The sequence below is a fragment of the Neobacillus sp. NPDC093127 genome (assembly GCF_044754175.1).
GTDB lineage: Bacteria > Bacillota > Bacilli > Bacillales > Cytobacillaceae > Neobacillus.
Window position 1 is genome coordinate 320,133 of the sequence record NZ_JBIVOP010000004.1, and the last position, 7,837, is coordinate 327,969.

Genomic DNA, 7,837 nt, shown 5'->3' on the forward strand with positions numbered 1-7,837 from the left:
AATCAACCCATCATAAAGGATGAACCTGGAGATTTGGTGGATAAATGGCAAGGAGCACACGACGGTGACTGACACCCTTGCTCCTATCCTAGTGCAACGGAGATTAGGCATCTATTTTACTCAAAGGGTGATTTCACTTAAATTAATTGAAAGATGATATAATACAAGCATTAATTGTTAAGGGGGTGCTTACAGTTGGAGAATCACTTAAGATTGTCTGGTACTTCTCCCACTCATGCAAAGCCTAATATTGGAAAGGCGATACTTTGTATGGGGCGAAACATTTAATTAAATCGCTGAACAAGCTTTTCTAATATTTTGGCTTTGCACCTTATTTTTTTCAAAATCAAAATAAGGAGCGGGCAAAATTGAAATATATGAATGCAAACAAAGTTCTACCTGAAAAGCTAATCGTGGAAATCCAAAAGTATGTCCAGGGGGAAACTCTTTACATTCCTAAGCCGGAAACGGAGTATCGGAAATGGGGAACTTCAAGTGGAGGGAGACGGCTGCTTGATCGCCGTAATGCCACCATTAGAAATTCTTTTATTAGTGGCAACAGCATTCATCAACTTGCTGAAGAATATTATCTTTCAACCGAAACGATAAAGAAAATTGTTTACTCACATAAAAAGTAAGTGAACCGCACTGGTGAAAATCCTTCATCAGTGCGGTTTTATGTAAAGGCTCTTTTCTAAAAGATTGTTTCTTTTATTGATTCGCTGATAAAATTGAAAATTCGCTAATAAATTGGTCGAATTCGCTAATAAAATGGTCGAATTCGATGATAAACATCCAAAATCCGCTGATATATTTGTTCCACTTATTAATAAGGTGTAATTTTACACTGTTTTAACGATTTTTGGGAGCATAATGAGGGTTAATAACAACATTCTTTACGAAAACAGCCTATGTAAAAAATGTTTCTAAGTCATTTTTTCCATTTTATATGCTTGCTGCACTCGTTAAAATAAGTGTAATGAGGCACGGAAAAAATGATAGGAGATAAACACGATGACCGAAAAATTTATTAAAAATGAACAGTTAAATTTTATAAAGAGACAGATTGCTCTGATTAAGGACAGCACCAAAAAGAATGTACCCCCAAACGTTTTGGCAGCCGTGATCGACTTAGCCAATGCCAAAATCTTGGACCTCTTTCCAAATTCAGCATTGGATCAACAAGAAATGCTGGATCTTTCCAGACTGAAAACTGATGCCGAGTATGAGCAATATATCCAGCGCCTTTCAGCCTTTTTGCTGCCATTTCCAAGAATCACTGAGCAGCAGTTGAAAAAAATGTTTCCGAAGAATAAAAAATTAAAGCTGCCAGATTTATCAAATATAGACCACAGCCAGCTGACCTATTTAAGCTGGAACGATCTAAGCTCCAATAAAAAATTTATTGTTTATGAGCTAGATGGGAAAATGGTCGGCATTGACTGTAAATTTACACCGACTAGTAAAAATAATATTTGTTCCTTCTGTAATTGTTTTGGCCAGGTTGCCTATTTTTCCACCGTAACTAAAGCGAAAAATCCTAAAAATCCGGATTATTACAAGGCCATCGGCAACCTGATTTGCGCCGATAGCAGCGAATGCAATAAAAAAATAACCGATACCGAATATTTAACAACTTTTCTAAGAGACTCCCTAAGAATGTGAAAACTTCACATGGTGCCTGACACCATTGTGAAGTTTTCACATTTGCTTTTTTCTCACCATACTCAATATTTTCCTTCTTCTTAAATCTAGTTAGAATTTAGAAATTTAATAAGGTTGATGTCTGTTTTCTCAGCCGATTTACCAAGCCAGATTAAATGCCCCCATGAGTCCAGCAGACAAAGGTCTGATGAAGGAATGTTTTCATGAACATGAAAGGAATGTTCTAACGGGACAGAGCCATCGTGTTTACTATGCATGATAAGGGTTGGACACCTTACAGCTTGTAAATCTTCGCCAGATATCGCATTAACTTGTTTTAGATCAATAAAGAATCCATATCCTGACCGTTGGCGATTATTCATTTTTCTAATCGCTTCGACATCTTCCTTACTCATTTTACTTTTTGCTTCCTCATAGCGTAGATTACTAAATGAGGGGAACATTTGTTTAAAAATAAACTGAGGAAACTTATCGTTCATAAGAGAAATTAATTTCCATGTATATTTTTCAACTTTTGGACGGAATAAAATCCTAGCCGCTTTATATTCCTTATCCTTAGGAGTAAGCCATTCCTTTGTTACTGCAGATTGCAAGGTAAGCGAAGCAACACGTTCTGGATAGTGTGCAGCAAAATAAATTCCGCTAGGTCCCCCTGCAGAAATAGCAAGTAGATGAACCTTTTCGATGTTTAAATGAGCTAACAATTTTGAATAATATCCACATGCGGTTGCTAAGCTTTTTCCAACTTCTTTTGATGTGCCCCCATATCCCGCTCTTGACGGGGTTATGACAGAGAAACCATTCTCTACTAATGCCTTATAACCAAATTCCTCATGACAATTGGAATGTCCCCCGTGCATGACAAATATGGGTTCCCCTTTTCCGATTATCGAATATTCAATGGATATGTTTTCACATGAAAATAGCTTGATTATTCTTTCCATTAATCGTTCCCCTTATTGGACGCAATCCTATACATAGCTACTGATTTCCGTTTAATTTGAGTTTGCTGACATCCCGCCATCAATCCGATACTGACTGCCGCTGATAAACGAACTATCATCGGAAGCAAGGAATAGAACCAATTTGGCGATTTCAAGTGGTTCTGCATATCTTCCAAAAGGAATAAGCTGTTTATATTCTTCATAAGCCTGTTCAGGCTGACCTGGATATGTTCTTTCCTCAATCGATCTCATCATTCTTGTATTCACACTTGTAGGATGAATCGAATTGACACGTACATTTTTGTTTGCTGCTTCTAGTGCTGCTGTTTTTGTAAGACCAACTACAGCATGCTTTGAAGCAACATAGGGTGATAGGGTAGGATATCCCATCCAGCTTGCATCAGAAGCTGTATTGATAATACTCCCCCCTCCTTGCTCCATCATGACGGGCAGAACATGCTTTAATCCTAAAAAGACACCTCTGACGTTGATATTCATCACTTCATCAAAGCCCTCGACCGATTGTTCAACCAAAGGCGCGATTTTTCCTTCTATTCCTGCATTATTGAAGAAAATATCAATTTTGCCAAAGTGATCCACTGCTGTTTTGACATAATGAATGGTATCAGATTCCTGGGAAACATCTGCCTTGACTATGATTACCTCCCCAAACGAATCGAGTTCAGTTTTAGTCTTTTGAAGGGATTCAACTGATCTCCCCACTAAAACAACCTTTGCACCTTCTTTTAAAAATAATTCAGCGGTTTCCTTCCCAATCCCGCCTGCTCCACCTGTAATCACTGCTACTTTTCCATCTAATTTAGCCATTTGGACTCCTCGCTCTCCACTTTTTCAGATAATTCAAGTTTAGTATTTTTGCTAGTCTACTTCAAATATTATTACTAAAAAAAGAGTCTTCAAAAAGTGGTGCCTGATCTAGAGTCGATGCACTTTATCTAATGAAAGCGTTCTAAAAAGGCGAACAATCTTTATTTTGAATGAATCATTGTTCGTCCTTTTGAAATTTAGGGTTGAAATGCTGTGTCAACATGCTATAATGTGAACATAAATTTATAAGATTTCGCTCATATAATCGCAGGAATATGGCCTGCAAGTTTCTACCGGATTACCGTAAATAATCTGACTATGAGTGGGTAATCTGAAAAATGCACAGGTTAATCGTGCGCTTTTTCTATTTCCTTTTGGACATTCAGCCCAAAGGTCATTGCCTCACTCGATTATTGAAGTGAGCGATGATCTTTGGGCTTTTTAATTTTCATTAGGGGGGAACTGTACACAATGAACTTTTTAGAAAAAAGAATTAAAAAGGACGGAAAAGTACTATCAGAGCATGTATTAAAGGTCGATTCGTTTTTAAACCACCAAATTGATCCCAACTTAATGCTCGAAATTGGAAAAGAGTTTGCGGAACGATTTGCGAATGATGGAGTTACGAAAATCGTAACGATTGAATCATCGGGGATCGCACCCGCGGTAATGGCTGGTTTATTTTTAAAGGTTCCGGTTGTATTTGCTCGAAAAAGAAAATCCTTAACACTTAATGGAGATTTACTGACAGCAAGTGTTCATTCTTTTACCAAGAATGAAACAAACGAAATCTCTATTTCAAAAAAATATGTAAATAAAGAAGATCGGGTGCTAATCATTGATGATTTCCTTGCAAATGGACAAGCAGCTCTTGGTTTAGTAGACATCGTTCAACAAAGCGGTGCCAAGGTTAAAGGGATTGGCATCGTGATTGAAAAGTCTTTCCAGCAAGGAGCACAAATATTAACAAAACAAGGGCTTAGGGTTGAATCCATAGCAAGAATTGCCTCTTTAGAAAATGGAGAAGTCACCTTTATCAATGAAAAAGTGGAGGAATCAGTCTAATGAAACAACATCCATTGAAAACCGCTTCTTTAGGAATTCAGCATGTATTAGCGATGTATGCAGGGGCCGTCATCGTTCCTCTTATTATTGGCGGGGCACTTGGTCTTTCTAGTAAACAATTAGCCTATTTAGTCTCACTTGATATTCTTACAAGTGGAATCGCCACATTACTACAAGTATGGCAAAATCGTTATTTCGGTATTGGACTGCCCATCGTGCTGGGCTGTACGTTTACCGCTGTGGGGCCGATCATTGCGATCGGAGGACAGTATGGTCTTTCCGCTATCTATGGATCGATACTGGTTTCTGGAATAATTATTATGCTCATTGCGACTTTCTTTGGTAAGATGATCCGTTTCTTTCCGCCAGTCGTTACCGGCTCTGTCGTAACCATCATTGGAACAACACTGATTCCAGTCGCAATGAATAACGTTGCTGGGGGTCAAGGCAGCCCTGACTTCGGCTCCGTTACCAATATTACGCTTGCTTTTGGGACATTATTATTCATTATTATCCTTTACCGATTTTTTAAAGGCTTTATTCGCGCGATATCTATTCTTTTAGGAATGATGGCTGGAACAAGTGTAGCCTTTTTCATGGGAAAAGTTAACTTTTCTTCAGTCGGTGAGGCTTCCTGGTTCCATATGGTAACCCCTTTCCATTTTGCCACACCATCATTTGAACTCGCTCCGATCATTACCATGACCCTTGTAGCGATTGTGAGTCTCGTAGAATCATCAGGTGTCTATTTTGCTTTAAGTGATATTACTGGGAGGAAACTTACGGAAAAAGATTTGGTAAAAGGCTATCGTTCCGAAGGTCTGGCTAGTGTCATTGGAGCCGTATTTAATTCATTCCCCTACACCACCTATTCGCAAAATGTCGGACTTGTCCAGTTTTCAGGCGTGAAAGACAAAAAGGTCATTTATACAGCAGCTGGAATATTGATCCTTCTTGGATTTGTTCCAAAAATTGCTGCCTTAACAACCGTAATTCCTACCTCCGTACTCGGCGGTGCGATGGTGGCTATGTTCGGGATGGTGATTGCTTCCGGAATAAAAATGCTTAGCAAAGTTGATTTTTCATCTCAAGAAAATCTCTTGATCATCGCTTGCTCTGTTGGTGTCGGTTTAGGTGTCACAACGGTTCCAAATCTATTTGCACAATTGCCAGAAAGTATTAAAATCCTAACTAGCAGCGGGATTGTTGCTGGCAGTTTTACGGCCATCTTTCTAAATATCGTCTTTAATGTCTCTAAACCGTTAAAGCAAAGCCAACCTTCTCAAAGCTTAAAGGTATCTTAATGGGGTACCACCGAGATACCTGTAAAATTGGGTCAGGAAGTGGTGCCTGACCCCCAGCGTATTATAATGATACTACTAGAAAAATTTAACTGACGGGGTTCTGGCCCGACTTTCCTCGAGTTAGTTCTCTCACGTAAATGGCTACTTCCCTTGCTGTGGATTGGAAATCGAACCCATGAATAATACTATACCCGTTTCATCATCTGTAATGGTGAAGAAAAATGGTCGATTCACTTCCATTTCGAATGGTCCATCCACGGGAGCTGACCCTTTAGTCATCTCGACAGAAGTGACCGCGGCTGCTTCTGTGCCTTCTTCAAACACATCTATATATGTTTTTTGTTTCACTTTACTAATCATTAATGGATCACTTTCTTTAATCATTTTTGTGAAATTTGCACTTTCACTAAATGCTGTAGTCATACCAAGCCTCTTTAATGGTTCATTCAACTCTACTTCGTATTCCAGTTGAAATTTTGGCAGCCTAACCGTTCCTTTATTTTCATAGAATTCTGAGTTCCACTTCTCCCAATTATCATTTGTGAGCATTTTTTTGAATTTTTCCAAACTGGAATTTTCTCTCGGAAGAAATACTTTCATGCTCATTTCCCCATCGCCATATGGGAGGGAGACAGCCTGAAAGTCTTCATTGCCCATATAAGCTAATTTTTCATTAAGTGCCATGAGCGGCACATCTTTTGTGGTTCCGTCATCTAAATAAAAAGTGCGTTTTTCTGTTTGTTTTTTATCAAACTTCCAATCTCCTTTAAAATAGATTGCGTTAATGAGGATGGCCACTAAATCAGGATCTAAAGGTGTATCAACAATTTTTTCTATTTTATCATTCGTCGATTTTTTCACCCAATCATTGATCATTTTGGGAGACTGACTATCGTTTATATCAATTTCTTGTAATTTAGCATTAAAATAATCTTTGTTATTTTGGGCAAAATCGGTCTGAAAATGATAATTTTCGTTTAACCAAATTGAGTTAGCAACATTCAGCTGAACCTTCTTTGCGTTACTATTAAGCTTTGACAACATGGAGGCATTCGCTTTATTCAGCTCGGTTACATTCATTCCTTCATTCTGCAAAACCTTTGCTATTTCTGTTTCCGTCCCCCCATCGGCTCCGTTATAGATCATCGACAATGCCATAAATAAACTCATAGGAGAAATGAAGGTATTGCCATTTCCATCCGCATCTACTTCCGACAACAATGCCATTCCCAATTTATTATTGAAAGGAATGATTTTGTTATAATCGTCCTTGCCAAAGTCTACATCACTAGAGATTTCCAACCCTAATGACTTATTTCCCGTTCCACAACCCGTTACCAATAGAAAGAAACTCACAAATATAAACGGAGCTATTAATTTCTTCAATTTTTTTAACACCCCTTTACTACATAAGACTGATTGAATCAGGAAAAGTTTCTGCAATCACACAGGAAAAGGTGCCTAACCCTGGATTGCGCTAGGGATCAGGCACCAACTTTCAGACGTTAATTTATTGTGGATTTGCGCTTATCTTTTATCTTTGAACCTAAATCCAATAGGAAAGCAAATATAAAGTAAGCCCGTAATCAAATAACGCATATAAACGAGTCGGCACCTCCGGTACGATAGACGTATCAATCAAAGGAGGTGCCATCTTTATGCCAACCACAAAATTAACCATTGTCCCCGTGACATTAGATCCTATCCATAACAACGTTCCATCTGTTGCACCACAAACACAAAGCCATTCCCCAAACTGCGTAGTTAAAGCAGCCGATGTTGAAATTTCCTTCTTCAATGGTGTAGATGATCGCATCATCCAAGTCATCATGAAGGAGTTGAGCAATCGATGAAACATGATTTTACAAGTGTTAAAAATATTTATATTATCTGCGGTAAAACGGATATGCGTAAGGGAATTGACGGCCTAGCAACTCTTATTCAAGATTCATTTGAATTAGATCCATACAGCGATTCCATCTTTCTGTTTTCTGGATGGAGCAGGGATCGTTATAAATGTTTGTACTTCGA

The 7,837-nt window shown here is 38.4% G+C and carries 9 protein-coding genes and 1 riboswitch; of the genes, 6 read left to right on the forward strand and 3 right to left on the reverse strand.

Annotation, left to right across the window (positions count from 1 at the left end; translation table 11 throughout):
- Positions 1-368: 368 nt before the first annotated feature.
- Positions 369-638, forward strand: a complete 270-nt coding sequence (locus ACIQCO_RS08490) for a CD3324 family protein (RefSeq protein WP_400427416.1) — start codon at positions 369-371, stop codon at positions 636-638.
- A gap of 376 nt (positions 639-1,014) precedes the next feature.
- Positions 1,015-1,665 carry a FusB/FusC family EF-G-binding protein gene (locus ACIQCO_RS08495; protein ID WP_400427417.1) on the forward strand — a complete coding sequence of 217 codons (651 nt, stop codon included), beginning with the start codon at positions 1,015-1,017 and terminating at the stop codon, positions 1,663-1,665.
- Positions 1,666-1,751: 86 nt separating this feature from the next.
- On the opposite strand, the gene ACIQCO_RS08500 is transcribed toward ACIQCO_RS08495, so the two are convergent.
- Positions 1,752-2,609, reverse strand: coding sequence for an alpha/beta fold hydrolase (locus ACIQCO_RS08500; RefSeq protein ID WP_400427419.1), 858 nt, complete (start codon positions 2,607-2,609; stop codon positions 1,752-1,754).
- A 51-nt stretch (positions 2,610-2,660) separates the two neighbouring features.
- A complete protein-coding gene (locus tag ACIQCO_RS08505) occupies positions 2,661-3,437 on the reverse strand; it encodes an SDR family NAD(P)-dependent oxidoreductase (protein WP_400427421.1) in 777 nt (258 codons plus the stop codon).
- Between the two features lie 237 nt (positions 3,438-3,674).
- Positions 3,675-3,776: riboswitch (purine riboswitch) on the forward strand.
- Between the two features lie 132 nt (positions 3,777-3,908).
- On the opposite strand from ACIQCO_RS08505, the gene ACIQCO_RS08510 reads away from it, so the two are divergent.
- Positions 3,909-4,502 (forward strand): xanthine phosphoribosyltransferase, encoded by a 594-nt coding sequence (locus tag ACIQCO_RS08510; RefSeq protein WP_400427422.1) that lies wholly within the window; start codon positions 3,909-3,911, stop codon positions 4,500-4,502.
- Positions 4,502-5,806 carry a nucleobase:cation symporter-2 family protein gene (locus tag ACIQCO_RS08515; RefSeq protein ID WP_400427424.1) on the forward strand — a complete coding sequence of 435 codons (1,305 nt, stop codon included), beginning with the start codon at positions 4,502-4,504 and terminating at the stop codon, positions 5,804-5,806. Before ACIQCO_RS08510 ends, ACIQCO_RS08515 begins: the two co-directional genes overlap by 1 nt.
- Positions 5,807-5,947: 141 nt before the next feature.
- On the opposite strand, the gene ACIQCO_RS08520 is transcribed toward ACIQCO_RS08515, so the two are convergent.
- Positions 5,948-7,192: a serpin family protein gene (locus ACIQCO_RS08520; RefSeq protein ID WP_400427425.1), complete on the reverse strand. Its 1,245-nt coding sequence runs from the start codon at positions 7,190-7,192 to the stop codon at positions 5,948-5,950.
- 272 nt (positions 7,193-7,464) lie between these two features.
- Between ACIQCO_RS08520 and ACIQCO_RS08525 the strand changes: the two genes are divergently transcribed.
- The gene (locus ACIQCO_RS08525; protein WP_400427426.1) at positions 7,465-7,659 is read left to right on the forward strand and encodes a hypothetical protein; all 195 of its coding nucleotides are present in this window, start codon (positions 7,465-7,467) and stop codon (positions 7,657-7,659) included.
- Positions 7,656-7,837: IS66 family insertion sequence element accessory protein TnpB (tnpB, locus tag ACIQCO_RS08530; RefSeq protein WP_400427427.1), on the forward strand; the 182-nt coding region annotated here is incomplete at its 3' end. The genes ACIQCO_RS08525 and tnpB, both read left to right, overlap by 4 nt.

Excerpts from the sequence above, each read along its gene's own strand:
- ACIQCO_RS08525 (WP_400427426.1), top strand. The coding sequence starts at position 7,465 with ATGCCAACCACAAAATTAACCATTGTCCCCGTGACATTAGATCCTATC.
- ACIQCO_RS08510 (WP_400427422.1), top strand. The coding sequence starts at position 3,909 with ATGAACTTTTTAGAAAAAAGAATTAAAAAGGACGGAAAAGTACTATCA.
- ACIQCO_RS08515 (WP_400427424.1), top strand. The coding sequence starts at position 4,502 with ATGAAACAACATCCATTGAAAACCGCTTCTTTAGGAATTCAGCATGTA.
- ACIQCO_RS08495 (WP_400427417.1), top strand. The coding sequence starts at position 1,015 with ATGACCGAAAAATTTATTAAAAATGAACAGTTAAATTTTATAAAGAGA.
- ACIQCO_RS08505 (WP_400427421.1), bottom strand. The coding sequence starts at position 3,437 with ATGGCTAAATTAGATGGAAAAGTAGCAGTGATTACAGGTGGAGCAGGC.
- ACIQCO_RS08500 (WP_400427419.1), bottom strand. The coding sequence starts at position 2,609 with ATGGAAAGAATAATCAAGCTATTTTCATGTGAAAACATATCCATTGAA.